This is a genomic window from Deinococcus ficus (assembly GCF_003444775.1).
Taxonomy (GTDB): domain Bacteria; phylum Deinococcota; class Deinococci; order Deinococcales; family Deinococcaceae; genus Deinococcus; species Deinococcus ficus.
Genome location: NZ_CP021081.1, coordinates 978,486 through 1,003,009, shown reverse-complemented (window position 1 = coordinate 1,003,009; position 24,524 = coordinate 978,486). Strand labels below are relative to the sequence as shown.

Here is a 24,524-nt window from a genome sequence, read left to right as displayed (position 1 = left end):
CGTTTCCTTGGGACCTGGTTACTTCGCGGCGGCGGTTTTCAGGGTCTGGGCGCGGTCGGTCTGCTCCCAGGGGAATTCCGGGCGGCCGAAGTGGCCGTACGCGGCGGTCTGGGCGTAGATGGGGCGCTGCAGGTCCAGCTGCGCGATGATCGCCTGCGGGCGGGCGTCGAAGTGCGCGGCGACCAGTTCCGCCAGGCGCTCGTCGCTGACGGTGCCGGTGCCGTAGGTGTCCACGCGCAGGCTCACGGGGTTGGCGCGGCCGATGGCGTAGGCGACCTCCACCAGGGCGCGGCGGGCCAGCCCGGCGGCGACGATGTTCTTGGCGATGTAGCGGGCGTAGTACGCCGCGGAGCGGTCCACCTTGGTGGGGTCCTTGCCGGAGAAGGCCCCGCCGCCGTGGGGCACGGCGCCGCCGTAGGTGTCCACGATGATCTTGCGGCCGGTCAGGCCGGTGTCGCCGTGGGGGCCGCCGATCACGAAGCGGCCGCTGGGGTTGATGAAGTACTTCGTGTCGGGCGTGAGGAGTTCCGCCGGGATCACGGCGGGGATCACGTGCGCCAGCATGTCCTGGCGGATCTGGTCCTGGGTGACGTCGTCGCTGTGCTGGGCGCTGATGACGATGGTGTCCACGGCCGTGAAGCTGGCCTCGTGGGGTTCGCCGTCGCGCACGACGGTGACCTGGGCCTTCGCGTCGGGCCGCAGGTAGGTCAGGACGCCGCTCTTGCGCAGTTCGGCGAGTTTGCGGGTGATCTTGTGCGCGAGGCTGATGGGCAGCGGCATCAGTTCCGGGGTCTCGTCGGTGGCGTACCCGAACATGAGGCCCTGGTCGCCGGCGCCGATCATGCTGTAGGCGTTGGCGGGGTCCTGGCGCTCGGCGCCCGTCATGCCGCGCCACTCCTCGCTGTGGTTCACGCCGCCGGCGATCTCCGGGGACTGCTCGTGCAGGCTGACCAGCACGGCGCTGTACTCGGCGTCGAAGCCGTAGTTGGCGCGGGTGTACCCGACCTTCATCACGGCGTCACGCACGGTGCGTTGCACGTCCACGTGCGCGGTCTTCGCGGTGACCTCACCGGCGACGACGGCCATGCCGGTGGTGAGCAGCGTCTCCACGGCCACGCGGCTGGTCGGTTCTTGCCGCAGGAACTCGTCCAGGATGCTGTCCGAGATGAAGTCCGCGAGCTTGTCCGGGTGGCCTTCCGAGACGGATTCCGACGTGTAGAACTTGCGCATACCTTGCTTTTGCATACCGACTCCTGCGGGCGGCGGGTGCGTCTCACAGAACAAACCTGGAGAAGGAGTGTCGCGTGTGCCGCGCGCCCGTGCTCCTGCCCCGGCGCACGACGCCACGGCGAAGCACCCCAGGGTAACGCAGGCGGCCCCGGGCGCACAGGGCCGCGGCCGTTCCCGGGCGCGTGACGCAGCGCTCCCCCGGGAGCCGGGTGAAGACTGTGCCGTGGGTGACGCCCTGACATTGCCCTGACGCCAGGATTCAGAATGGAATCAATGAGCCACGTCGTTGTAATCGAGGACGAGGGAACCGTCCGGGACGTCCTGCGCTTCCACCTGGAGCGGGCGGGGCTGCGGGTCACGGCCCTGGACGCCACGCACGGGGCGCTGGACGTCCTGGCGGGCGCGGACGCGCTGGTGCTGGACTGGATGCTGCCCGGCGAGAGCGGCCTGAGCTTCCTGCGCCGCCTGCGCGACGACACCGAGCTGCGGCGCCTGCCGGTGCTGATGCTGACCGCCCGCGCCGCCGAGGCCGAGCGGGTCGAGGGCCTGGAATCCGGAGCGGACGATTACCTGACAAAACCGTTCAGTGCTGCGGAACTGGTGGCGCGGGTGCGGGCCCTGCTGCGCCGCGCCGCGCCGGACGCCCCGCAGGTGCTCTCGAACGGGCCGCTGGTGGTGGACGTGGCGGCCGCCGAGGCGCGCATGTCGGGCCGGCGCCTGAACCTCACGCGCCGGGAGTTCGACCTGCTGGCCTTCCTGCTCCAGCACGCCGGGCGGGTGTACTCCCGCACGGAACTGCTGGACCGGGTGTGGGGCGCGGACTTCCTGGGCGGCGAGCGGACGGTGGACCAGCACGTCACGCAGCTGCGCGCGCACCTCGCGGACGACCCGGGCCGCCCGGGGTTCCTGGAGACGGTGCGCGGCAAGGGGTACCGCATGCGGCCCTGGACGGCCGGGGCGGAGGGGTGAGGGGGGCGTGGGCATGCCGGGGCGCGTGACGCGGCCGGAGCGTGACCGGGCGGGTGCCCAGCCGGACAGGCCGGCCGCGGACGCCACGGCCGACGCGTGGATGGACACGCTGCCGCAGGCGGTCCTGCTGACCGAGGGCGGACTGGTGACGCGCGTGAACGCCGCGGCCACGCGGTTGTGGGGCGTCACGCAGGAGCGCGCGGCGGGCCGGCCGGTGCTGGAGGTCGTGCGGCGCCACACCCTGGAAACCCTGATGGAGCGCGGCGGGGAACTGGAGCTGGAGGTCGGGGGGCGCACGCTGCGCTGCACGGCCACGCACCACGGCGTGAACGCCTCGCTGATCGTGGAGGACGTGACCGAGCACCGCCGCCGGGAGGCGGAGCTGCGCGAGGCGACGGCGGTGCTCAGCCACGAGTTCCGCACGCCGGTGGCGGCGCTGCGCGGTGTGCTGGAGGCCCTGGAGTACGACATGCCGGCCGACCTGGCGCAGAATTTCGTGCGGCAGGGCCTGCAGGAGACCGAGCGGCTGGCGCGGCTGGTGGAGGACCTCGCGGTGGGGTTCCGGCCCACCCGCGCCCGGACGCTGCCGATCTCGGAGACGTTCGCGCGGGCGGAGCGGCTGCTCACTCCGGAACTCACGGCGCGGGGGTCCACGCTGCGCTTCGGGCAGGATCACCTCGTCCGGGCCGACCCGGACAAGCTGCTGCAGGTGCTGCTGAACCTGATCGAGAACGCCCTGAAGTACGGTCCGGCCGGGCAGCCGGTCGAGGTGCGCACCACCGAGCGCGGCACCTGGGTGGAGGTGGCGGTGCTGGACCACGGCGCGCCCCTGCACGACACCGAGAGCCTGTTCCGGGCGCACACGCGCGGGCAGGCGGCCACCGGGCAGGGCAGCGGCATGGGCCTGTACATCGTGCGCAGCATCGTGCACGGCTGGGGTGGGCAGGCCTGGGCGGAGCGCCAGGGGGACGTGAACGCCTTCTGCTTCACGCTGCCGGGGGTGTCCGGGCTCGGCTGACCCGCCTGTGCCCTGTCCTGATCCGTTCTTCTCCCTGTTCTGCCTGCTTGTGCCCCCCGCCCCGGGACTCAGGTGCTACGTTGCCTGCACGTCCCGTTTCCGGCGCGCCCACCGCGCCCCCGAAGAGGAGCCCCCATGCGTGAAGCCCTGGAACACGATCTCAGAGCCGTCCTGAACGGCGCCCTGAACATGCTCGGCACGGTCGAGAGCATGTTCCCCATCGCGGCGGACGTGCTGCTGCACGAGAAGACCGAACGCCTCGCGGACGTCCGAGCGCTGGACCTGCAGGTGGACGCGCAGGAAGCGCAGATCGAGGCCGAGTGCCTGCGGATCATCGCGCTGCACCAGCCGGTCGCGCGGGACCTGAGGCTGGTGGCCCTGATCCTCAAGAGCCTGTCGGACATCGAGCGGATGGGCGATTACGTGGTGCACGTCGCCGAGGACGGCGAGGAGCTCGCGCAGGCCCCGGCGCTGAAGCGGTACGTGAACCTCGCGCGCATGATGGAACGCCTCAACGAGATGAGCCAGAACCTGCGCACCGCGATTGCCGACCGGGACGTCACGCGCGCCGAGAGCACCGTGCAGATGGACGACGAGGTGGACGACCTGTACGACCAGATCCAGCGGGAACTGGTGACGTACATGCTCGAGGACCCCCGCAACATCAGCAAGGCCCTGATGCTGATGCGGGTGGGCCGCAGCCTGGAGCGCATCGGGGACCACATGGAGAACATTGCCGAGCGGGTGCGGTACTGGGTGACGGGGGAACGGGGCGAGCTCGTCCACTGACCCCCTGAGGCCTCAGGCGGCGCCCCGGGAAGCAGGTTTCCGGGGCGCCGCCTGCACTAAGCCACGCGGCAGATGCCCCGCCGGGGCCCGGCCACTACGCTGGTGGAATGACGACGTCCGCCTCTGTGCCTGAGCCCGCTCACGCGCCGCGAAGATCCATGCTGGCGGTCCTGGGCCAGTACCTGGGGCCCCTGAAGTGGTTCGTGGCGCTGCTGGCGGCGCTGCTGCTGTCCGCCACCGGCCTGAGTCTCTTCCTGCCGCAGCTGATGCGGCGCTTCGTGGACAACGCCAAGCTGCTGGACGGCGCCGACCCGGGCCTGCTGACCCGGCTGGCCCTGACGTACATCGCGTGCGCGGTGGCGGTGCAGCTCCTGAACGCCGGGGCGACGTACGTGGGCGCCCGGGTCGGGTGGACGGCCACCAATCGCCTGCGCGCGGACCTGATGGCGCACCTGCTGGGCCTGGACATGCGCGAGCACAAGGAGCGCACGCCCGGCGAGATGATCGAACGCATCGACGGGGACGTCACGGCGCTGAGCAACTTCTTCTCGCAGTTCGCGGTGCGGGTGTTCGGCGCCACGCTGCTGCTGCTGGGCTCGCTGGTGATGTTCTTCCGCGAGGACGCCCGGGTGGGCGGGGCGGTCCTGGTGTTCACGCTGGTGACGCTGTACGCCATGAACCGCGTGCGGCAGCTGGGCGTGGAACCCACCCGCCAGGAGCGGGAGGCCAGCGCGAAACTGTTCGGCTTCGTGGAAGAGCGCCTGACCGGCCTGGAGGACATCCGCGCGCTGGGCGCCGGCGGGCACCACCTGAACGCGTTCCTGCGCACGCAGCGTGAATTCTTCCATCGCAGCACCCGCTCGTGGATGCGGCGCAGCATCGTGTGGCAGCTGAGCATGCTGCTGTTCGCGGTGGGCTACACCGGCCTGCTGGCGGCCGCCATCGGGCTGTACGCGGCGGGCGCGATCACGCTGGGCACCGCGTTCCTGCTGTACCAGTACATGAGCATGATCGAGGAACCCATCGATCAGCTCACGCAGCAGCTGCAGGACCTGCAGAAGGCCGGCGCGAGCCTGGGCCGCGTGGCGGAGCTGCTGGCGCTGCGCAGCGACATTCACGGCGGCACCACCCCGCTGCCCGGGGGCCGGCTGGCGCTGGAGTTCCGGGACGTCACCTTCGATTACGAACCCGACCCGGAGCGGCCGGACGCGCGCCCGGTGCTGGGCGGCGTGACCTTCCACCTGCCGGCCGGGCAGACGGTGGGCCTGCTGGGCCGCACCGGCAGCGGCAAGACCACCCTCACGCGCCTGATCTCGCGCCTGTACGACCCGACGAGCGGGTCCGTGCGGCTGGGCGGCGTGGACGTCCGGGACGTGCCGCTCAGCGAACTGCGCACGCGCGTGGCCGTGGTCACGCAGGACGTGCAGCTGTTCCAGGCGAGCGTGCGCGACAACCTGAGTTTCTTCGACCCCTCGGTGACCGACGAGCAGGTGGAGGCGGCGCTGCTGGAAGTCGGCCTGGGCCGCTGGCTGGACCGCCTGCCGGACGGGGTGCGCACGCCGCTGCCGGCCGGGAGCCTGTCGGCCGGGGAGGCGCAGCTGCTGGCCTTCGCGCGGGTGATGCTGCGCGACCCGGACGTGATCATCCTGGACGAACCGAGCAGCCGACTGGACCCCGCCACCGAGGCCCTGCTGACCAGCGCCATGACGCGCCTGCTGTCGGGCCGCACGGCGATCATCATCGCGCACCGCCTGGACACCGTCGCCCGCGCCGACCGGATCCTGGTGCTGGGGGCCGGCGAGGTGCTGGAAGACGGCGCGCGCGACGACCTGGCCCGCGATCCGCGCAGCGAGTACGCGGCCCTGCTGCGCGCCGGCGCGAACGTCGAGGACGGGGTGCTGGCATGACCTTGCCCGCTCATGTTGCCCGCCCGGCCCTCTCTCCCCTCCCCTTCACGGAGTTCCTGCGATGACCACCGCCACCCCCAATCCAGACCACGCGCGCGCCGACCGCACGCTGAAGCTCTCCCGGCGCCTGTTCGTGTACCGGCCCGTGCTGTTCGTCGCCAACCTGTTCGCGTGGGGCATGGTGCACGCCTCGCCCGCGCTGCTCGTCTGGGCGGTCAGCCGCCTGTTCGGGCACCTGGAAGGCGCCGAGAAGCTGCGCGTGGCCGGGCAGACCGTCACGCCGGAACTGATGGCCGCCTGGGCGGCGCTCGCATGGTTCGCCGCCGTGCGGTTCGGGCGGTTCGGGCTGTTCTTCGGGGCGTTCCGGCTGTGGATCGAGCTGTGGTACACGCTGGACGCCCTGGTGCGCCGCAACCTGCTGGGCTACCTGCTCACCGCGCCCCGCGCCCGCCGGCTGCCGGACACCCCGGCCGAGGCGGTCAGCCGCTTCCGGGACGACGTGGATGACGTCGCCGGGTACACCGAGGTGTGGGTGGACGGCGCGGGTTTCCTGGCGTACGTGACGGTCGCGGTCGTGCTGATGGCGCGGGTGGACCCGCTGATCACGCTGCTGGTCACCGCGCCGCTGCTGCTGATGGTGTTCTTCGTGCAGCGCCTCTCCCCGGTGATCCGCACGTACCGCCGCCGGATGCGCGAGGCGACCGCCCGCGTCACCGATTTCGTCGGGGAGACCTTCAACGCCGTGAGCGCCGTGAAACTCGCCGCGCGTGAGGACAGCATGGTCCGGCACCTGACCAGCCTGGGCGACACGCGCAAGAAGGCGGCCCTGAACGACGTGCTGCTCACGGAACTGATCCGCGGCGTGAACACCAACATGGTGAACTTCGCCGTGGGGCTGGTGCTGCTGCTGGGCGCCACCCGCGTGCGCGGCGGCACCATGAGCATCGAGGAATTCGTGCTGTTCATCGGGCTGCTGCCCCGCCTGACCGGCAGCATGGGCTTTTTCGGGGACGCCATCGCCCGCCACCGCCGCACCGGCGTGAGTTACGACCGCATGACCCGCCTGCTGCAGGACGCCCCGGACACCCGCATCGTGGAACACCACGACGTGTTCCTGCGCGCCGAACCGCCCGCCCCGGCCGCCGCGCCCGCCCCACTGCCCCTGCGTGAGCTGCGGGTGGAGGGCCTGACCGCCACGCACGACGACGCCGGTGAACTGGGCGTGCGGGACGCGAGCTTCACGGTCCGCCGCGGTGAGTTCGTGGTCGTGACGGGCCGGATCGGCAGCGGCAAGAGCACCCTGATCCGCGCGCTGCTGGGCCTGATTCCCGTGCAGGGCGGCCTGGTCCGCTGGAACGGCGAGCCCGTGACCGACCCGGCCACCTTCCTGGTGCCGCCCCGCGCGGCGTACACGGCGCAGCTGCCCAACCTGTTCAGCGACACGCTGCAGGAGAACATCACGTCCGGCGAGGACGCCGCCTACCTGACCCGCGCGACCCGGCTGGCCGTGATGACGCCCGACCTCGCGCAGCTTCCGCAGGGCCTGAACACGCAGGTGGGCGCGCGCGGCGTGAAGCTCAGCGGCGGGCAGGTGCAGCGCGCCGCCGTGGCCCGCATGCTGGCCCGGCAGGCCGACCTGCTGGTGTTCGATGACGTGTCCAGCGCCCTGGACGCCCGCACCGAGGCGCAGCTCTGGGACGGGCTGTTCCACGAACTGGACGCCACCTGCCTGGTGATCAGCCACCGCCGGGCGGCGCTGACCCGCGCGGACCGGATCATCCTGATGCAGCACGGCCGCGTGGCCGACGAGGGCACCCTGAGCGAGCTGCTGGACCGCAACGAGGAGATGCGGGCCCTGTGGGCCGAGGAGCCGGGCGAGTGAGCGCCGTCGCCGTCCGCCCGGCCGGGCCCTCAGATCTCCTGAAGGGGGAGCGCCGCCAGCCAGTCAGGCACCTCACCTGCGGCGTAGGTGTCGAACACCAGCCGCACCAGGGACACGAGCGGGTAACCGTCCAGGGGGCCGTCCACGGCGCGGCGGTCCACGATGCAGGCGATGCCCGCGCACGTCGCGCCGGCCTGCTCGGCGGCCCGCACGGCCTTCAGGACGCTGCCGCCGGTGGTGAGCACGTCCTCCACGGCGATGAAGGTCTCGCCGGGCTGAATGGTGAAGGCCTCGCGGATCTTCATGCCGCCCAGGCCGTCCTTCTCCGCGAAGATCGCCCGGACGCGCTCCCCGCCGCGCCGGTAGTGGCGGGCGGTCTCGTAGGCGAGGGTCACGCCGCCCATGGCCGGCCCGATGATGAAGTCCGCCTGCACGCCGCCCTCCATGAGCTTGGCGGCGAGGGCCTGCCCGATCTGCTCGGTGAGGTGCGGGTACTGCAGCAGGGTGGTGCTCTGCAGGAACTTGGGGCTGTGGCGGCCACTGGCGAGCAGGAAATGCCCCTCGTGGTACGCGCCGGCTTCCTTGTACAGGGTCAGAACGTCCATGTCGTGCGTGAGTATGCCCGAAGGAGGGAAGCCGAGTGGAGGTGATGCGCCGGGTGGCGGCGGCCGAGGCGGCCGCGTTTCAGCGATACGGGACGGGCCGGCAGTTCGGGCCGCTGTGGGGCGTGGTGGCCGCGCCGGGCCTGCCCCTGAACGCCGCGTGGCATGACGGGTCCCGGCCGTTCGCCACGGCGGACCTGCGAGCGTATCTGGCGTTCGCGCAGGCGTGGGGGGTTGAGGCGTGGGTGCACGTGCTGTCCGCCTTCGCGCCCGGGGTGCTGCCGGCGCTGCAGGAGGCAGACTTCGCCCTGCATCACGTGCTGCACCTGTACACGCACGACCTGGAGGCGCGGCCCGCCGCTCCCCCGCTGGAGGTCGTGCCCTCGGCCGATCCGGCCGGCTGGGCGGCCCTGTCCGCCCGGGGGTTCGGGTCGGGCAACGAGGCGGTGATGCGGGCGGTGGCGCAGGCGCCCGGCACGCACCTGTTCACCGCGCAGGTAGACGGCCGCCCGGCCGGCACGGCGGCCCTGAGCCTCACGGACGGCGTGGCGGCCTTTCACGGCACGTCCACCCTGGCGGAATTCCGGGAGCGGGGCGTGCAGGCGGCCCTGCTGGCCGCCCGGCTGCGGGCCGCGCACGAGGGCGGGGCCACGCTGGCGACGGTGTTCGTGACGCCGGGCACCGGCAGCGAGCGCAACGTGATCCGCGCGGGCTTCCGGCTCAGCGGCGCGCGCCTGAGCTTCACGCCCCGCTGAGCGCCCCGGGGCGGTCCAGCCCGGGGTTCGCCTGCCGCACGGCGTCCCGCACCGCGCCCTGTACGGCCTCCTGCACCAGCGTCACCAGCAGCAGCGGATCGGCGGGCGGCCGGGTCGCGGCGCTCAGTACGAAGGCGGCGTCGCCGTCCCAGTCGGTGTGGCTGGGGCGGATCACGCCGCCCAGCGCGGCCTGCGCGGCGTCCGCGAGGCGCCGGCAGGCGGCCTTCGTCAGGGTGTGCTCGGTGACCACGGCGATCAAGGTGGTGTTCTCCACGTCGCCGGGCGTGAACGCCACCGCCCCGGGCCCCACGCCCGGCCCGGCCAGCACGCCCCCCTGCTCGTCCAGCACGTCCCCGATGGGGTTCACGACCGCCAGCGCCCCCACCTGCACGCCCTGACGGGTCACGCTCACGCTGCCCAGCCCGCTCGGCACGGCGCCCGTTCCCCCCAGGTACTTCCCGGCCGTGGCACCCGTTCCGGCGCCCACCCGGCCGCGGGGCACCGAGGCTGGGCTGGCGGCGCGGGCGGCAACCTCGCCCTGGGCGTCGCCGGGCCGGGCCTGAGGGTCGCCGCTGCCCAGGTCGTAGATCACGGCGGCCGGGACGAGGGGCACCCGCGCGAACGGCGTGGGGTGCCCTATTCCGCGTTCCTCCAGGACGCGCATCACGCCGGTCGCCGCCGCGAGCCCGAAGGCACTGCCGCCGGTGAGCAGCAGGGCGTGAATCCGCTCCACCTTTTTCTCCGGGGCCAGCAGCACGCCTTCCCTCGTGCCGGGGCTGGGGCCCAGGAAACTGGCCGAGGCGACCGCGCCCTCCGGCGGGCAGAGGATCACGGTGCAGCCGGTCTGGCCCACGGGGTCCGTCCAGTGCCCCACCTGGAAGCCGGGCACGGCGGTCAGGGTGGTGTTCTCGGGGGTCATGCCCGCATTCCAGCACGCGTGGGCAGGAAGCAGGTCAGGCGAGGGCGGCGTGGGGTGCAGGAGGCGCGCCCCGGCCCTGGAGGAACGCGTGCAGGTGCCGGGTCAGCTCGTCCGGGACGTCCAGGGGCAGGTACGTGCCGCTGTCATCAATCACCTGAAGCTCGGTGCCGGGCAGTTCCCGCGCCAGCCGCTCACCGAGGTGCAGGGCAAAGACGCGGTCCTCACGGCCCCAGATGACCTGCACCGGGTGGGACACGGCCGGAAAGCGGGCCGCCGCATTCAGGGTGTGGCGGCGATGGAAGCCGCGGATCAGGGCGCGGGTGTCGCGGCGCACACCCCGGTCGCCCAGCAGTCCCGCGCTCCACTGCCGGGCCTGTTCCGGGGTCATGCCGCGGCGGCTCAGGCGGCCGAATGCCCAGGACTGGCGGGCCAGGGCCGGCTGGCGCATGGTCCGGGCCAGCAGGCGCAGCCCGCCGGGCACGTACGGCAGGGCCTTGAGGGACGCGAAGACGGGCGGCAGGAAGTGGTCGTATGCGTCGCCGCTGGTGAGGACGGCGGCCGCGACGGTGTGCGGGTGGTCGGTCAGCACGAGCTGCATGAAGGCGGTGCCGGTGTCGTTGCTGATCACGGTGGCCGGCCCGAGGTTCAGGGCGCCGATCAGGTCGGCGATCAGCCGGGCGACTCCGGGGGGGCTGAGGTCGGCGCCTGGCGGAAGGGGCTGGCGGTGCGCGCCGAGCGGCAGCGTAGGGAGCAGGCAGCGGTAGCCCAACGGGGCGAGGCGCTGCACGACGGGGTCCCAGATGCTGCTGTCGCTGAAGGCGCCGTGCAGGAACAGCAGGGGGCGGCCCTGGCCCACCTCGCGGACCTCCACAGAGCCCTGCGGTAAAGAGATGACGTATGGGTGTGCGGTCAGCGGCATGGCCAGCCTCCTTATTGAGTTCAGACTCAGTATGCGGTATTGAGTTCAGACTCAGCAAGGGGTGCATTACCCTGAAGACATGACGCCGTCACGGCCCCAGGCCCCGCGCCACCGCCTCAAACCCGAGCAGCGGCGCGCCGACCTGCTGGAGGCCGCCACCACCCTCACCGCCGCCCAAGGCCTGGACCGCCTCACCATGGCCGACATCGCCGCCGCCGCCGGCGTCTCCGAGGGCCTGCTCTACTACTATTTCCCCACCCGACAGGCCCTGACCGTGGCCCTGGTGGACCGGGCCGCGCAGCGGCTGATGGCCGCCCTGCGGGCCGTGCCGGACGGCCCGCCCCGCGCCCAGCTGCTGGGCGCGCTGGACGCCTACCTACTACACGTCGAGGAGGACCCGGCGAGCTGGCAGGTGCTGCTCAGCCCCTCGCAGTACGCGGCCGTCGCGGCCATTCACGCGCAGGTCGAGCAGGCGTCCGCGGCACTTCTGGGCCGCGCGCTGGGCACCTCGGCCCTGCCGCCTGCGCTGGCCCTGACCCTGCGGGGCTGGCTGCAGTTCGAGCAGGCCGTCAGCGCCGGGTGGCTGCAGGACCGTGCCCTGCCGCGTGAGCAGGTGGTCGCGCTGCTGGCCGGCGCGTTTCTGGGCGCCGTGCAGGCCGTGGCCGCCGCCGACCCGGCCTGCGCTGCCCTGCTGCGTCCCCTGCTGGACGATCCGGCCAGCAACTGACACGAGCCGCAGCAGATACAGAACCGCCGGGCTCACCCATGCTGGGGAACCCGGCCGCGCCTCTGCCGTTCAGGGGGTTTTGAGGGCGTACCCGATGCCGCGCACGGTGCGGATGATGCCGTAGCCGTCCAGGTCACGGAGTTTGGCGCGCATGTTCGCCATGTGCACGTCCACGACGTTGCTGTTGCTGGGCAGTTCGCCGTTCCAGACCTCGCGTTCGATCTCCTGGCGGGAGTACACCCGGCCCGGCTGGCGGGCCAGGAAGGTCAGGAGATCGAATTCCTTCGGGGAGAGCCGGACCTCGTGGCCGTTGTAGTGGCACAGGCGTTTCTGCGGGTGGATTTCCAGCGCGCCGATGCTGATGACCTCGCCGTGCTGCTGGTGGCGCAGCTGCACCTTCACGCGGGCGATCAGTTCCTCCGGGTGGAAGGGTTTGGTCATGTAGTCGTCGGCGCCGGCTTCCAGCAGGTTCACCTTGCGGTCCACGGCGTCCATGGCGGTCAGGATGATGATGGGCACGCTGCTGGTCTTGCGCAGGCGGCGGGCGACCTCGGCCCCATCGAAGTCGGGGAGGCCCAGGTCCAGCACGACCAGGTCGGGGCTGTGTTCGCGGGCGGCGGTCAGGCCGGTGATGCCGTCGGCGGCGGTCAGGACGCGGTACCCGGCCTGTTCCAGCTCGTACTGCACGACGCGGGTGATGTCCGGGTTGTCCTCGATGAGGAGAATGCGTTGGTCCATGGGGGTCGTCTCCTGCGGCGGCTTGAGAAATGGGGCGGCGCCCACTGCAGCGCGCGCCGCGGTGGATCGGCCCCCGGTGGGGTCAGCTCGTCAGGCTCATCGTAGGCGGGGGCCTGCGGACCGTGCCAGCATCCCGCTTTACGGTCCCTTAACGACGCGGGCGCGGTCCAGCAGGCGCTTTTCCGGGCGGGCGGCCGGGGCCGTCCTGAACCGGGCGGGCGGGGACCTCCTAGAATGTGCGTCATGACCGACGATTTTCACGCCCTGCCCGAGGACGCCCCACACGCCGACGACCTGGACGGGCTGGAGGACGGGCAGCTCCTTCACCTGAACGGCGCGGACCTGTACGTGGAGGCCGTGGGCCTGACCGGCGAGGAAGACGACACGCCGGTGGTGTTCCTGCACGGCGGCCCCGGGTACAACAGCCTGTCCTTCCGGGCGCTGTTCGGGGAGCGGCTGGAGGGCATGGGGCGGCCGGTGGTGTATCTGGACCAGCGCGGCTCGGGCCGCAGCGGGGCCCTGGAGGATACCGAGCAGGGCGCCGACACCCTGGACCTGGACACCCTGGTCGCGGACCTGGAGGCATTGCGGGCCGAACTGGGCGTGAACCAGCTCATTCCGCTGGGGCACGGGTTCGGGGCGCTGATCGCACTGGAGTACGCGCGGCGCCACCCCACCCGCACCGCGCGGGCCGTGGTCGTGAACCCCTGGGTGCACTTCCCGGAACTGGCCTACACCCTGCTGGAAGAAGCCAGTGCCCAGCGGGCCGTGGAGGTCGAGGACCCCGCCGAGCGCGTGCGGGCCGAGACGCCCAGCGGCCAGTACGCACCCATCGGGGAGGCGCGTGTGGAGGCGGCGTTCGAGCTGCTGAACGCCCGGGATCTGCTGAACACCATGCAGTTCCGCGACCCGGCCAGCCGTATGCACCTGGAATTCACGGACGCCGAGGGGCAGCTGACGGGCGGCGGCGCGGTGCAGGAGGCGCTGGTGAACCAGGGCCTGTGGGAGTTCGAGTACCCGCCTTTCCTGCAGGAGCTGCGCCGCCCGGTGTTCGTGATCGCGGGCGTGCACGACCGCACGAGCTACCCGGGGCAGGTGGGCTGGGTGGCGGACCTGGGCGGCGGGGAGGTCACGGTGCTGGACGCCGGGCACTACCCCTGGCTGGACGACGAGGACGCGTTCGCGGAGGCGCTGGAAGAGGCCCTGACCCGCTGAGGACCCCGGCCGGCCGGGCGGGACGACGGCAGGGATGCGCCCCTCATGCGGCGCGGCTATACTCGGCCCCGTTCATGAAAGGACTGATCCTCGCCGCGGGTCGCGGCAGCCGCCTCCTGCCCGTCAGTGCCACCCGGCCCAAGCACACGGTGAACGTGGCCGGCGTGCCGATCATCGTGCGGGCCGTGCGGGCGCTGCGCGAGGCGGGCGCGGAGGACATCGGGATCGTGACGAGCAGTTCCAGCGAGACGGAACTGCGCGACGTGACGCTCGGCAGCGGGCACCTGACCTTCATCCGGCAGCCCGAGGCGCTGGGCACCGGGCACGCCGTGCTGTGCGCCCGGGAGTTCCTGGAGGGGCAGGACACGCTGCTGTACCTGGGGGACAACCTCTTCGAGGATTCCCTGCGGCCCGTGCGCGCCGCGCTGCGGGAGGCGGACGCCGTGATCGGCGTGAAGCAGGTTCCGGACCCGCAGCTGTTCGGCGTGGCGGTGGTCGAGGGCGGGCTGCTCCGGGGGCTGGTGGAGAAACCCTCGCAGCCGGCGGGGAACCTGGCGGCGTGCGGGGTGTTCGCGTTCCGGCCGGGCGTGCTGGACGCCGTGGCGGCGCTGGAGCCCAGCGTGCGTGGCGAGATCGAGTTCCCGCAGGCCCTGCTGTCGGTGATCGCCGCGGGCGGGCGGGTGCGGGCGGTGGAGTTCGGGGGCTTCTGGAGTGACGCGGGCACGCCCGGCGACCTGCTGCGGGCCAACGCGCATTACCTCTCGCAGCTCACGCCGTGCATGGACGGCACGCTGGAAAACAGCGAGCTGAGCGGGCTGGTGGTGGTGGAGCCGGGCGCGCGGGTGCAGAACAGCCGCGTGACCGGGCCGGTGTGGATCGGGCCGCACGCGGTCCTGCGGGACAGCGAGGTGGGGCCGTACACCAGCGTGGGCCGGCACGCGCTGCTCAGCCACACCCGGATCCAGGGCTCGATGGTGGATGATTTTGCGCGCGTGCACGCCCCCACCCGGCTGCTGGAGCGCTCCATCATCGGGCGGCACGCGGTGGTGGGCGCGCCTTCGGACGTGGGGTTGCAGCTGGTGATCGGGGACCGTAGCGTCGCGCGGCTGTGAGGCGGGTGTGCGGCGGCGCGCAAGTCTGAATTCTCCTGAAGGTAGGGCTGCACAAGTCCCGGCGTGCGGGGATTACAGTGCGGCCATGACCTCCAACCGACCGCAGGAGCCGCGCCGCCAGCCGTCGTCCCGCCGCCGCACCGGTGACGCGGGCGAGGTCCTGATCAGTGGTGTGGACACCGGCCCGGCCGGGGCCGAACGGAAGAACCGCACGCCGACCGAGGAACATGTGCGGTTCCAGGCGTTCGCGCAGTTCCTGCCGGAGCCGGACAACGAGGACGGCTGAACGCCCGCCCCTTCGTCCCGCCGGGTGAGTGCCGATGACGCTTGAGGCGGACCTGCCGCTGATGCTGCGGCTGCTGGTGGCCCTGCTGCTGGCCGGGCTGGTGGGCCTGGAACGGGAACTGAACCGCACGTCGGTGGGCCTGCGCACGCACGCGCTGGTCGGCGTGTGCACGGCCGCCTTCGTGATCCTCGCGGAACTGACCGTGCAGGCCTTCCAGGGGGCCTCTCCCCTGCTGCGCTTCGATCCGCTGGCGGTGCTGGGCGCCACGGTCAGCGGCATCAGCTTCCTGGGGGCGGGCGCGGTCATCGCGGGCAGCACCACCGAGCGTCGCCAGAGCCTGACGAGCGCGGCGAGCATCCTGGGCACCGCCGCCATCGGGCTGTGCTGCGGGCTGGCGCACTACCCGCTGGCGGCGGCGCTCACGGGCGTCATCCTGCTGATCCTGCACGGCTTCCGGTGGGTGGAGGTGCACCTGCTGGGCACCCGCCGCGCCCCCCCGCCCCGCGAGTAGGGGGTCAGGGGGCCGGGCACGGTTCACGGGTTTGCGCGGATGCTCTAGAATACCGGCCGTCACGCGCCGCCCCGGACGTGTGCAGGAGCCGTTCCGGGTGCAGGCGCGATCTACTGGAACGCCGCGGCGGCCCCCGGCCGGGCGGGGCGTAAGGAGCGAACGCAATCATGGCAGGTCACAGCAAATGGGCGCAGATCAAGCGCAAGAAGGGTGCCAACGACAAGAAACGCAGCGCGATGTACAGCAAGCACATCCGCGCCATTCAGGCGGCCGTCCGTTCGGGCGGCAGCGGTGACCCGGCCGGGAACCTCAGCCTGAAAAACGCCATCGCCGCCGCCAAGAGTGACACCGTGCCGGTGGACAACATCGAGAACGCCATCAAACGCGCGGTGGGCGCGGCCGAGGGCGCCGCGGAATTCAAGGAGCAGACGTACGAGGGCTACGGCCCCGGCGGCACGGCCATCTTCATCGAGACGCTGACCGACAACGTGAACCGCACCGTGGCCGACATCCGCGCGGTGTTCAACAAGCGCGGCGGCAGCATGGGCAACAGCGGCAGCGTGGCCTGGCAGTTCGAGAAAAAGGGCGTGCTGCTGCTCACGGACACCAGCGAAAAGGCCCAGGAAGTCGCCATCGAGCACGGCGCGGAGGACATCCAGGAATCCGAGGACGGCCTGGAGATCAGCACCGGCCCGGCCGAGCTGTACGCCGTGCAGGACGCCCTGGCCGCCGCAGGCTTTCAGGTAGAGAGCGCGCAGATCACCATGCTGCCCAGCAACACAGTCGCCGTGGCCGGGGACGACGCGAAGAAACTGCTGACGCTCGTGGAGTACCTCGAAGAGCTCGACGACGTGCAGAACGTGTACACGAACGCCGACCTGCCCGACGACCTGGAGTGAGGGCCGGGCCAGGTGGGCGGGAGCGCGCGGCTGCGGCTCCCGCCCCTGCGCCTTTAGGGATTCCGTAAGGCGCGGGGCGGCACCCTGCCCTTCCCGGGCGGGGGCGGGCTGTTACACTCAAGCATGCCGCGCATTCTCGTGGTGGACGATGACGCCGCCATCCTCAAGCTCATCAGCGTGATCCTGTCACGCGCCGGGCATGAGGTCCGCACCAGCAGCCACCCCGTGGAGGCCCTGGACCTGCTGAAGGTCTTCACCCCGGAACTGATCATCAGTGACGTGGTCATGCCGTACATGACCGGCCTGGAATTCCTGGAGAAGCTGCGCCAGGACCCGAAAATGGCGAACATGCCGTTCATGCTGCTGTCCAGTCACGCCGAGCGGACCGACATCCGCCGCGGCATGAACCTGGGCGCCGACGACTACCTGCCCAAACCCTTCACGCCCGCCGACCTGACCACCGCCATCGACGCGCGGCTGCGGCGCGCGGGCCTGAACGTGCAGGACGAGAACCGCATGCAGGCCCGCGCGCTGGGTACCGCGCAGGTGATCTGGCAGGGCACGCAGGTCGCCTGGGTGAGCCGCAAGGCGCTGGAGCTGTTCTTCTACCTGCTGGAGCACCGCGAGGTCACCAGCTGGGAGGCGGCCGAGGCGCTCTGGCCGGAAAAGGACGAGTCGCGCGCCAGCAGCCTGTTCCACACGACCCTGCACCGCCTGCGCAAGAGCCTGAACAACGAGGCGGTCGTCAGCACCAACCGCCGCTACGCCCTGAACCCGGACCTCACCCCGGAGTACGACGTGCAGCGCTACGAGCTGCTGGTCACGCAGGCGGAATCGGGCGCGCTGGGCGGTGAGGAGATCAAGGAACTCGCCGGGCAGTACGGCACCTTCCTGCCGGGCGCCGACAGCCCCTGGGTGGACGACGTGCGCGCCCGCCTGGAACAGAAGCAGATGAGCGTGCTGGGGCTCGCGGCGCGCGCCGCCACCGACGCCGGCCGCGCGAAGGAGGCCGCGCAGTTCCACCAGCGGGCCCTGGCGATCGACCCGATGAGCGAGCAGGACTGGGAGGGCCTCACCCGCGCCCTGAACGCCATCGGTGACCCGCGCGCGCGCCTGGCGGCGCAGCGGGAGGCGTGGTGGGCCGTGGACCTGGACTGAGCGCGGCCGGTGACGGCGCCTAACGGGGTTCGAACGCCTCAGGCGTGATGGGCGTGCCCAGCAGGTACCCCTGCACCCCGTCGCAGCCCAGCGCGCTGAGCAGTTCGATCTGCTCGGGGAATTCCACGCCCTCGGCGATCACGCGCAGGCCCAGGCGGCGGGCGAGTTCTATCGTCATCTCCAACAGCGTTACGGCCCGCTCGCGCGTCTCCCCCTCGGCCTGCAGGTCCTGCAGGAAACCCCGGTCGATCTTCAGGACGTCGAAGCGGTGGGTCTGCAGCAGGCGCAGGCTGCTGAACCCGGTGCCGAAATCGTCCACCGCCACCCGCACACCCAGGTCCGCCAGGGCGGCCAGGTGGGCGTCGGTGCGGGCGGCGTCCGGGTGCAGCGCCGACTCGGTCAGTTCCAGCAGCAGGTGCCGGCCGTCCAGCCCGGCGCCGCGCAGGGCGGCCTTCACGCCGCTCACGAAGTCCGGCTGCGCGAACTGCAGCTGCGAGATGTTCACCGCCATGCTCAGGTTCCGTTCCGGGAAGCGCCAGCGGGCCGCCTGCCGGGCGGCCTCGCACAGCGCCCAGTCGCCCAGATCCAGGATCAGGCGGCTTTCCTCGGCGAGCGGCACGAACTGCGTGGGCCGCAGCAGGCCCAGGCGGGGGTGCTGCCAGCGCAGCAGCGCCTCGTACCCGGTGAGGTCCAGGCCCGGCAGGGCGTGCACAGGCTGGTAGTGCAGCCGGAGTTCGTCGTAGCGCAGGGCGGTGCGCAGGTCGTAGCGCAGCACCCGGCGGCGCTGCTCGTCGGCGCTCAGGGCGGCCTCGTACAGGTGCGCGCCGCCCCGCCCGGCGCGTTTGGCCTGGTGCAGCGCCAGGTCGGCGTGGCTGAGCAGTTCGTCCACGCCGGTGCCGTCCTGCGGGGCCACCGCGCCTCCCACCGACACGGACACGCTGATCTCCTGCCCGGCGGTGACAAACGGCACGCGGATGGCGTCCAGCACGCGCTCCGTGACCAGTCCGAGGTCGTCCGTCTGCGCGAGGTAAGGCAGGATCACCATGAACTCGTCGCTGCCCAGCCGGCCGATCACGTCCCCGGCGCGCAGCGTGGCCTGCAGGCGCCGGCCCACCTCGCCCAGCAGGCGGTCCCCGACGTCCTGCCCGAAGCGTTCGTTCACGGCGCGCATGCCGTCCACACCGAGGAACAGCACGCCCAGCAGGTCCTCCGGGCCGAGCAGGTCCAGCTGCCGGCGCAGCGCGCCCTGCAGGGCGCCGCGGTCCAGGTGGCCGGTCAGCCCGTCCCGGCTCACGGCGGTGTCCGGCAGGGGGGCCGGGGGGTTCAGGCTGCCCACCAGCGCGGCGAGTTCCGGCGCCCAGGTGTACGGCCCGAACGGCCCGGCCGGGAGCGCCAGGTGGGGCGGCACGGTCGCGGGCGTGGGCAGGCCGGCGCGCAGGGTGCGCACGGCGTCGTGGTGGTGCTGGGCGCGCCCGAGTTCCCCGCGGGCCTCGTGCAGGTGTGCCATGGCCTCGTGCACCTCCAGTTGCAGGGCCAGCCCCACGGCAGTGCTCAGGCGCAGGGCCTCGTTGAGGCTGGTGGTGGCCTCGGCGGTCAGCCGCTGCGCGAGCAGGGCCTCGCCTTCCAGCAGGCGCAGGGCCGCCATGGATTCGCGGTCCTGCGCCCAGCGGGCCACGCGCAGGCCGGCGGTGGCGGTGCGGCGCGCGGCCTCCAGGCGTCCCAGGTCCAGCAGGGTGCGGCCCAGGGCGACGTGCGTGGTGCACTCGAAGCGGGCGATGCCGTGGGCGCGGCACAGCACGATGGCCTGCGCGGCCAGGTCCAGCACCGCGGCGTGGTGGCCCAGCCGGCGGTGACTGCCCAGCAGGTTGGACAGCGCGAATGCCAGATAGACGGGCTGATCGGCGCCCTGCATGACAGCCCGCACGTGGGACTGCAGTTTCAGGGCCGTGTCGTGCCGGTCGAGCTGCACGTACACCAGCGCGACGTTGCCCAGCGTGATCGCGGCGGAGACCTCGTCGGCGTGGGCGGCCAGGCGCAGCGCCGCCATGAAGTGCTCCATGGCCTGCGGCAGGTGCCGCTGGCGCAGGGCGCTGAGGCCCAGGCTGTTCAGGGCGCGGGTTTCCAGGACCGTGAAGCCCCGCCGGCGGCTGCATTTCAGGGCCTGTTCGGCCAGGGCGTGCATGTCCTCGTAGCGGCCCTGGTAGAAGTCGCAGCGGCTGAGTTCCAGCAGCGCCTGCACTTCGGCCTCGGCGGCGCCCTGCTGCCGGGTCTGCGCGAGCAGCTCCCGCAGTTCCCCGCGCACGCGGCCGGGTTCGGCCAGCACCGCGGGCGACAGTTCCGCCAGTCGGGCCGCCAGCTCGGCAGCCGTCGGTCCGGACGTGGTGCTCATGCCCGATTCTAACGCCCGGCCGGCGGGCTCAGGCGTCCCGTCCAGCCAGCGGGCCCCCGCGCGCCCTTCAGACGGCGGGGTGGGCGGGGGGGGCGGTAGACTGGCCTGTATGCCGCGTCACCTGTCCACCAGTGAAATTCGCACGATGTTCCTGCAGTTCTTCCAGGGCAAGGAGCACCTGATCCTGCCCAGCCACAGCACGGTCGCCCCGGACCCCACGACGCTGTTCACGGTGGCGGGCATGCAGCCGTTCAAGGAGCAGTTCATGGGCGCGCCCGCCGTGTTCGACGGCCGGGCCAGCAAGCGCGTGACCACCGCGCAGAAGTGCGTGCGCGTGGGCGACATCGAGAACGTGGGCCGCACCCGCCGGCACCTGTCGCTGTTCGAGATGATGGGCAACTTCAGCTTCGGGGACTACTTCAAGAAAGAAGCCATCCTGTGGGCGTGGGAATTCCTGACCAGTCCCGAGTGGATGGGCATGGACCCGGCGCACATGTACGTCACCATCTACAAGGACGACGACGAGGCCTTCGGGTACTGGACGGAACTCGTGGGGCTGCCCGCCAGCCACATCCACCGCTTCGACGCGGACGAGAACTTCTGGCCGGCGAACGCCCCGCTGGAAGGCCCCAACGGCCCCTGCGGGCCGTGCAGCGAGATCTACTACGACCGCGGCGAGAAGTACGGCGCGGACACCTGGGGCGACTACTACCAGACCCGCGAGAGCGCGCGCTTCCTGGAAGTGTGGAACCTGGTGTTCCCACAGTACGACCGCCAGGACCTGGGCGCGGACGGCCAGCCGGTCCTGAAGGACCTGCCGTTCAAGAACATCGACACCGGCATGGGCCTGGAGCGCGTGGCGAGCGTCGTGCAGGACGTCCCGGACTTCTACAGCAACGACGTGTTCCGGCCCATCATCGAGGAGATCGCCGCCCTGACCGGCAGGGCCTACGAGGGTGAGATCAGCGTGTCGCACCGCGTGGTGGCCGAGCACGTCCGCTCGGTCAGCATGATCCTCGCGGACGGCACCGCGTTTTCCAACACCGGCGCCGGGTACACCGCCCGCAAGATAATGCGCCGCGCCATCCGGCACGCGTACATGCTGGGCCTGCGCGAACCCACCCTGTTCCAGCTGGTGCCCCGCGTGGTGGCCGGCATGGGAAGCGCCTACCCCGAACTGGTCAGCGGGCAGGAGCGCGTTCAGGCCGCCATGCGCGCCGAGGAGGACCGCTTCCTGAAGACCGTGGAGGGCGGCATTCAGCGCCTGGGCGGCCTGTTGAAAGGGATGGAGAAGGGCAGCACCCTGCCCGGCGCGGACGCCTTCGAGCTGTACGACACCTACGGCTTCCCGGTGGACCTGACCCGCGAGATCGCCGAGGAGTACGGCGTCAGCGTGGACGAGGCCGGGTACGCCGAGAGCCTGGAGCACGCGCAGGAACTCGCCCGCGCCGGCAGCAAGTACGGCAAGAGCGAACTGTTCGGCGGGAACCATGAGGTCTTCGACGGCCTGAGCGCCACGAGCTTCGTCGGATACGACGAGCTTCAGGCCGAGGGGCAGGTGCTGGCCCTGGTCGGCGCCGGGCAGCGCCTGGAGCATCTCACGGCTGGCAGTGAAGCCACCGTGATCCTGAACCGCACGCCCTTCTACGCCGAGAGCGGCGGCGAGGTCGGCGACACCGGCCGCCTGGAATGGGACGGCGGGGCCGGCGTGGTCCGCGACACGCAGAAGACCAAGGCCGGCGTGTTCCTGCACGACGTGCTGGTCGAGGCAGGCGAGCTGAAAGAGGGCGTGACCGTGCGCGCCGCCGTGAACCCCGCTCGCGCCGCCATCCAGCGGCACCACACCGCCACGCACCTGCTGCACGCCGCCCTGCGGGCCGTGCTGGGCAGCGGCGTGCAGCAGAAGGGTTCGCTGGTCGCCGCGGACCGCCTGCGTTTCGACTTCTCGCACGGCGCCGCCCTGAGCGCCGCGGAGATCGCGCAGGTGGAACTGCTCGTCAGCCGCTGGGTGAGTGCGAACTTCCCCGTGAGCTGGCAGGAGATGCCCATCGCAGACGCCAAGGCGATGGGCGCCACCGCGCTGTTCGGCGAGAAATACGGCGACACCGTGCGCGTCGTGCGGGTGGAAGGCGACGTGGACTACGAGGGCGCCCGCGTGTCCAGCATGGAGCTGTGCGGCGGCGCCCACGTGCGCCGCACCGGGGACATCGGCGCGTTCGTGCTCCTCTCCGACGAGAACGTGGCGGCCGGCGTGCGCCGCATCGAGGCGCTGGCCGGGGACGCCGCCACCACCTGGGTCCGCGAACGCCTGACCGGCGCCGCGAAGGCCGCCGCACTCCTGAACACCAGCCCGGACGGCCTGGAAGCGCGCATCCAGGGCCTCCAGGGGCAGCTGAAGGCCGCCGAGAAGGACGTCGCGGCCGTGAAGCGCCAACTCGCCGAGGCTCAGATGGGCGGCGGAGGCAGCGCCGCGCAGACCCGCGACCTGGGCGGGTTCCGGGTCGCCAGCCTGAAACTGAGCGGCATCGAGGGCAACGAGTTGCGCGGCGCCGCCGACAAACTCCTGGACCAGAGCGGCGCGGACCTCGTGGTGATCGCGTCCGACAAGGGACTGGTCGTCAAGGCCACCAAGGCCGCGGTGGAGAAGGGCGCGCACGCCGGGCAGCTGGTCGGCAAGCTCGCCGCGGCTGGCGGCGGGAAGGGCGGCGGCCGGCCCGACATGGCGCAGGCCGGCATCACCGACGCCGACGGGGCACTGGGCGCCCTGGACAGCGCGTTCTGACCTGACCGGGTGCGGCGGGGGCTGGAGGGCGGAAGCCGCTCTCCAGCCCCCGCCCCGTCCTACGGCCCGCAGGCCGGGAGATGCCCGTGCAGAGCTGCTGGACGGCCGCTTCGACGGTTGACGCCGAAAGGCGGACGGGGGGGCTTCGGGATGAGGCGCGCTTCCTGGCCCCGGTGGACGGCGCGGAGAACCATGTCGTGCAGCTCCTGCTCGCGCCTGACCAGAAACTTCAGGCGGGGGAACGAGCGTCCCGCTCTGCGGCCGCGACCGGGGCGTCCGGGGTGGCAAGCAGGCGCTCCAGGTCGCCGCGCAGCAGTTTGCCGGCGTCCGTGCGTGGGAGGGCCGGGACGACGTGCACCTCGTGGGGTCGGTGGGCGCGGGGCAGCTGCGCGCGGCAGTCCGCCTGAAAGCGCGCGAGGTCAGCGGGGTCGTCCAGCACCACGAAGGCCCGCAGCTGCTGTCCGTACTCGGCGTCCGGGAGGCCCTGCACGGCGCAGTCCTGCACGTACGGCCAGGCCCTCAGCCTCGCCTCCAGCGTCTCCGGGTTCAGGTTCTCGCCGCCGGTCACGATCAGGTGATCGGCCCGGCCCCGCAACCAGAGTCTCCCCTGCCCGTCCAGGTGCCCCAGGTCCCCGGTACGGAGCAGGCCGCCCGCGGTGCACAGGGCCACGGCACCCTCCAGCACGCTCAGGGGCACCCCGGGCAGGACGCGGCCCACGCTGCCCGGCGCGGCGAGCAGGTCGGCGGGCGTGGCGAGGGCCAGCGGGCCGGTCTCGGTGGTGCCGTACTGGTTGAACAGCACCGGCCCCAGGTGCGCCAGGGTCCGGCAGGCCAGGTCCGGATCCAGCGGGCCGGAGCCGCACAGCACGCCGTGCAGTCCGGCCGGGCGGGGCCAGGGGGTGCTCATCAGGCGGTGCAGCTGGGTGGGCACCAGGGTCACGACCTCCGCGCCGGGCTCGTGCAGCGCCCCCCACAGCTGCCCGGGGGTGGGGGCGCGCAGGAGCCGCAGCCGGGCGCCCAGGAAAAGACACGTGCCCAGGAACGCCAGCCCGTGCCCGTGCGAGAGCGGCAGGGGCAGCACGGCGCCCATCCCGGCCCGCAGCGGCAGCGTGTTCAGCAGCGCCGCCAGGGTCATCAGCGCCGGGCCACGCCCTGGCCGGCGAATCACGCGCGGCCGGCCGGTGCTGCCGGAGGTGAGCAGGCCGAGCTGCCCGGCCCGCGCGCGGCCCCGCCGCGCCGGCCGGGTGGCCGGCGGACCGTCCAGGCGCAGCGGAGTGGCGTCCGGGTACGCGGCCAGCAGCGCGTCCGGGCACAAAAGAATGCCCAGGCCTTGCCGAATCTGTACGGCGCGCACCGCCTGGGGCCCCAGGCGCGGGCTGAGCGGCAGCACCCGGCAGCCCAGGCGCCCGCAGGCGAGCAGGGCCAGCAGGGTCAGCAGGGGGTCGCCGTCCAGCACGCCCACCGCCCCATGCCGGGAGCGGGTGGGCAGCCGGGTCGCCAGGGCGTCCGCGCGGTCCAGCAGGGCGCCGTACCCGAGGTGCAGGTCGCCCCAGACGACGGCCGGGGCGTTCGGCTGCCTTCTGGCCTGCCAGCGGACCAGGGCGTACAGGGACGGCCCGTGCCGCAGGACGTCCAGCAGCAGGCTCAGGCTGGACCGGACCGGGCGCGGGTGCAGGGCCCCGGTGCGCCACATCGCCCGGAGAAAGGTGAGGGCCGC

21 protein-coding genes are annotated in these 24,524 nt (G+C 72.3%); 14 read left to right on the top strand and 7 right to left on the bottom strand.

The window, feature by feature from the left end; translation table 11 throughout:
- Positions 1–18: 18 nt before the first annotated feature.
- A complete protein-coding gene (gene metK / locus DFI_RS05005; RefSeq protein ID WP_027462162.1) occupies positions 19–1,230 on the bottom strand; it encodes a methionine adenosyltransferase in 1,212 nt (403 codons plus the stop codon).
- Between the two features lie 273 nt (positions 1,231–1,503).
- Here metK and DFI_RS05000 point away from each other — a divergent pair, with 273 nt between their 5' ends.
- From DFI_RS05000 to DFI_RS04980, 5 genes are all read left to right on the top strand, one after another.
- On the top strand, positions 1,504–2,199 hold the full coding sequence (locus DFI_RS05000; RefSeq protein WP_027462161.1) for a winged helix-turn-helix domain-containing protein: 696 nt from the start codon (positions 1,504–1,506) through the stop codon (positions 2,197–2,199).
- A gap of 100 nt (positions 2,200–2,299) precedes the next feature.
- Positions 2,300–3,217: a sensor histidine kinase gene (locus tag DFI_RS04995; protein ID WP_043777160.1), complete on the top strand. Its 918-nt coding sequence runs from the start codon at positions 2,300–2,302 to the stop codon at positions 3,215–3,217.
- Positions 3,218–3,352: 135 nt separating this feature from the next.
- Positions 3,353–4,006 carry a phosphate signaling complex protein PhoU gene (gene phoU / locus DFI_RS04990; RefSeq protein WP_022799770.1) on the top strand — a complete coding sequence of 218 codons (654 nt, stop codon included), beginning with the start codon at positions 3,353–3,355 and terminating at the stop codon, positions 4,004–4,006.
- 107 nt (positions 4,007–4,113) lie between these two features.
- Positions 4,114–5,913, top strand: coding sequence for an ABC transporter ATP-binding protein (locus tag DFI_RS04985; RefSeq protein WP_244940321.1), 1,800 nt, complete (start codon positions 4,114–4,116; stop codon positions 5,911–5,913).
- Positions 5,914–5,974: 61 nt separating this feature from the next.
- Positions 5,975–7,795: an ABC transporter ATP-binding protein gene (locus DFI_RS04980; RefSeq protein WP_027462159.1), complete on the top strand. Its 1,821-nt coding sequence runs from the start codon at positions 5,975–5,977 to the stop codon at positions 7,793–7,795.
- Positions 7,796–7,824: 29 nt separating this feature from the next.
- Here the strand turns inward: DFI_RS04980 and pyrE are convergent, their stop codons facing one another.
- Positions 7,825–8,400: an orotate phosphoribosyltransferase gene (pyrE, locus tag DFI_RS04975; RefSeq protein WP_027462158.1), complete on the bottom strand. Its 576-nt coding sequence runs from the start codon at positions 8,398–8,400 to the stop codon at positions 7,825–7,827.
- 44 nt (positions 8,401–8,444) lie between these two features.
- Here pyrE and DFI_RS04970 point away from each other — a divergent pair, with 44 nt between their 5' ends.
- On the top strand, positions 8,445–9,152 hold the full coding sequence (locus tag DFI_RS04970; RefSeq protein ID WP_051307500.1) for a GNAT family N-acetyltransferase: 708 nt from the start codon (positions 8,445–8,447) through the stop codon (positions 9,150–9,152).
- Here the strand turns inward: DFI_RS04970 and DFI_RS04965 are convergent.
- Both DFI_RS04965 and DFI_RS04960 read right to left on the bottom strand, forming a co-directional pair.
- Positions 9,139–10,071: a P1 family peptidase gene (locus tag DFI_RS04965; RefSeq protein ID WP_043776983.1), complete on the bottom strand. Its 933-nt coding sequence runs from the start codon at positions 10,069–10,071 to the stop codon at positions 9,139–9,141. The genes DFI_RS04970 and DFI_RS04965 overlap by 14 nt on opposite strands.
- 34 nt (positions 10,072–10,105) lie before the next feature.
- Positions 10,106–10,990 (bottom strand): alpha/beta fold hydrolase, encoded by an 885-nt coding sequence (locus tag DFI_RS04960; RefSeq protein WP_027462156.1) that lies wholly within the window; start codon positions 10,988–10,990, stop codon positions 10,106–10,108.
- A gap of 79 nt (positions 10,991–11,069) precedes the next feature.
- On the opposite strand from DFI_RS04960, the gene DFI_RS04955 reads away from it, so the two are divergent.
- A complete protein-coding gene (locus tag DFI_RS04955) occupies positions 11,070–11,717 on the top strand; it encodes a TetR/AcrR family transcriptional regulator (RefSeq protein WP_027462155.1) in 648 nt (215 codons plus the stop codon).
- Between the two features lie 69 nt (positions 11,718–11,786).
- Here the strand turns inward: DFI_RS04955 and DFI_RS04950 are convergent, their stop codons facing one another.
- On the bottom strand, positions 11,787–12,455 hold the full coding sequence (locus DFI_RS04950; RefSeq protein WP_022799778.1) for a response regulator transcription factor: 669 nt from the start codon (positions 12,453–12,455) through the stop codon (positions 11,787–11,789).
- Between the two features lie 243 nt (positions 12,456–12,698).
- Here DFI_RS04950 and DFI_RS04945 point away from each other — a divergent pair, with 243 nt between their 5' ends.
- The 6 genes from DFI_RS04945 (at position 12,699) to DFI_RS04920 (ending at position 17,636) form a co-directional block, all read left to right on the top strand.
- The gene (locus tag DFI_RS04945; protein WP_081425715.1) at positions 12,699–13,670 is read left to right on the top strand and encodes an alpha/beta fold hydrolase; all 972 of its coding nucleotides are present in this window, start codon (positions 12,699–12,701) and stop codon (positions 13,668–13,670) included.
- Between the two features lie 74 nt (positions 13,671–13,744).
- Positions 13,745–14,782, top strand: a complete 1,038-nt coding sequence (locus tag DFI_RS04940) for a sugar phosphate nucleotidyltransferase (protein WP_027462153.1) — start codon at positions 13,745–13,747, stop codon at positions 14,780–14,782.
- Positions 14,783–14,867: 85 nt separating this feature from the next.
- Positions 14,868–15,068 carry a hypothetical protein gene (locus DFI_RS04935; RefSeq protein WP_022799781.1) on the top strand — a complete coding sequence of 67 codons (201 nt, stop codon included), beginning with the start codon at positions 14,868–14,870 and terminating at the stop codon, positions 15,066–15,068.
- Between the two features lie 34 nt (positions 15,069–15,102).
- Positions 15,103–15,579 carry an MgtC/SapB family protein gene (locus tag DFI_RS04930; RefSeq protein ID WP_027462152.1) on the top strand — a complete coding sequence of 159 codons (477 nt, stop codon included), beginning with the start codon at positions 15,103–15,105 and terminating at the stop codon, positions 15,577–15,579.
- A gap of 167 nt (positions 15,580–15,746) precedes the next feature.
- On the top strand, positions 15,747–16,478 hold the full coding sequence (locus DFI_RS04925) for a YebC/PmpR family DNA-binding transcriptional regulator (protein ID WP_022799783.1): 732 nt from the start codon (positions 15,747–15,749) through the stop codon (positions 16,476–16,478).
- 123 nt (positions 16,479–16,601) lie between these two features.
- Positions 16,602–17,636 (top strand): AfsR/SARP family transcriptional regulator, encoded by a 1,035-nt coding sequence (locus DFI_RS04920; protein ID WP_022799784.1) that lies wholly within the window; start codon positions 16,602–16,604, stop codon positions 17,634–17,636.
- 19 nt (positions 17,637–17,655) lie between these two features.
- Here the strand turns inward: DFI_RS04920 and DFI_RS04915 are convergent, their stop codons facing one another.
- Positions 17,656–20,025 (bottom strand): putative bifunctional diguanylate cyclase/phosphodiesterase, encoded by a 2,370-nt coding sequence (locus DFI_RS04915; protein WP_051307482.1) that lies wholly within the window; start codon positions 20,023–20,025, stop codon positions 17,656–17,658.
- Between the two features lie 109 nt (positions 20,026–20,134).
- Between DFI_RS04915 and alaS the strand changes: the two genes are divergently transcribed.
- On the top strand, positions 20,135–22,807 hold the full coding sequence (gene alaS / locus DFI_RS04910) for an alanine--tRNA ligase (RefSeq protein ID WP_027462151.1): 2,673 nt from the start codon (positions 20,135–20,137) through the stop codon (positions 22,805–22,807).
- A gap of 229 nt (positions 22,808–23,036) precedes the next feature.
- Here the strand turns inward: alaS and DFI_RS04905 are convergent, their stop codons facing one another.
- Entirely contained in the window at positions 23,037–24,500 is a 1,464-nt protein-coding gene (locus tag DFI_RS04905) for a class I adenylate-forming enzyme family protein (protein ID WP_027462150.1), read from the bottom strand.
- Positions 24,501–24,524 lie beyond the last annotated feature (24 nt).